The organism is Immundisolibacter sp. (assembly GCF_041625615.1).
Taxonomy (GTDB): Bacteria; Pseudomonadota; Gammaproteobacteria; order Immundisolibacterales; family Immundisolibacteraceae; genus Immundisolibacter.
Map to the genome: position 1 here is coordinate 1 of NZ_JBFJTF010000239.1, position 1,576 is coordinate 1,576.

The 1,576-nt window shown below is 67.3% G+C and carries 2 protein-coding genes; both read right to left on the reverse strand.

Annotated elements, in window-relative coordinates:
* Positions 1 to 568: aromatic ring-hydroxylating dioxygenase subunit alpha (locus ABYX71_RS11905; RefSeq protein ID WP_372696706.1), on the reverse strand; the 568-nt coding region annotated here is incomplete at its 3' end.
* 32 nt (positions 569 to 600) lie between these two features.
* Positions 601 to 1,576: Rieske 2Fe-2S domain-containing protein (locus ABYX71_RS11910; protein ID WP_372696707.1), on the reverse strand; the 976-nt coding region annotated here is incomplete at its 5' end.

The window sequence follows — 1,576 nt, forward strand, 5'->3', positions numbered from 1 at the left end:
GCATGTCGATGAAGGTGGTGGCGCCGCCCAGGTACTCGGCCAGTGACGGCACGTCCGCACCGAGGCTGCCGAACACGAAGCCGCGATAGCTCTCCAGGCGGGCGATGGGGGCCAGGTCCACGCTGCTCGGCGTGAAGCTGTCCGGGTAGCCCTGCTCGGCACGTTGTACCCAGGTGGCGCGGCCGTCGGTGTCGAAGGTCCAGCCGTGGTAGGTGCAGGCGTGATGCTTGCGGTTGCCGCGCTCGGTGCGGCACAGGCGTGCGCCGCGGTGCGGACAGGCGTTGATGAAGCCGCGCAGCTGACCGGCGCCGTTGCGCTGGATCAGTACCGGCCGGCGACCCATCCAGGTGGTGAAGAAGTCGTACGGTTGCGGCAGCTGGCTTTCGTGGCACAGGAACAGCCACGAGCCCTCGAAGATGTTCGCCAGTTCCAGTTCGAACAGCTCGGGGTCGGTGTACACAGAGCGGTTGACGCGGTAGACGCCATCGTCCGGGCGGCGGTCGAACAGTCCGGCCAGGTAGGCCGGGCTGCGCTTGTCCGTCGGTGTCGCCGGGTGTGGTGCGTTCATGCTGACCCTCCGGTGCGGATGACCGCCGCGCTTCAGCGGCTGCCGGTCTGGATGCCGCGGTTGTGCTCGCTGGCCAGCTTGCGCCAGGCCATGATGCAGGCGTCGGCCTCGAATAGCTGCTCCTTCAGCCAGCCCCAGTCGTCCTGGTAGAACGGCTGCGTGGCTTCACGGGCCCAGATGTCGTCGTCGTTGAAGCCGTGCGCGTACAGGTCCTTCCACAGCGACTCGTACTCGGCGGCGAACTCGGCGTCGGCGTCCGGGCCCTCCACCACCTTGGTGGCGCAGTGGATGTACCAGTGGCTGTCGGCGTCGCGCGGCACGTACCACTCGAAGTGGATCATGGCCGGGTCCGGGAACGGGTCGACCTTGAGCACGCCCGGCATCCACAGGGAAATCTCATGGGCGATGCGCTTGTCACCGCCGTGGATGGCGCGGCGCACCACCTCGCCGTGCACGCTGCCCTCGAAGTGCGGCACGCCGCGCTCGGCCAGCAGGTCGAACACGCCGATGTTGCCGCCCTCGGTCTGGCGAACCTCGAACAGTGGCTCGTTGCTGTTCGGTTTGGGCGCGAAGCCGAGCGGCAGCATGGTCTGGTTGCCGCGGATCAGGCGCGAGTCCTTGTGGATGAAGATGTGCGTGGTGTCGAAGCCGTTCTCGGCGCCGATGCGCCAGTTGGCGTTCACCACGCGGCGAAACGGCTGCACGCGCCGGTTCGGCTCGTCGAAGCCGGGCGGCAGGTCGGTGGCCAGCGGCGGCGGCTCGCTGTCGCCTTCCAGATCACCCAGGAACACGAACACCAGGCCCTTGAACTCCTGCACCGGGTAGGTCTTCAGCGCGCGGGTGCCGATGAGCTTGCTGGATGGGTCGGTGAGGATGTCGCACAGCGTTCCGTCGGCCCACTGGTAGGTCCAGCCGTGATACCAGCAGGTGACGGTGTCCTTGCTGTAGCACTCGAGTTTCTGCGACAGCGGCACGCCCCGGTGCAGACACTGATCCTTGATGCAGTAC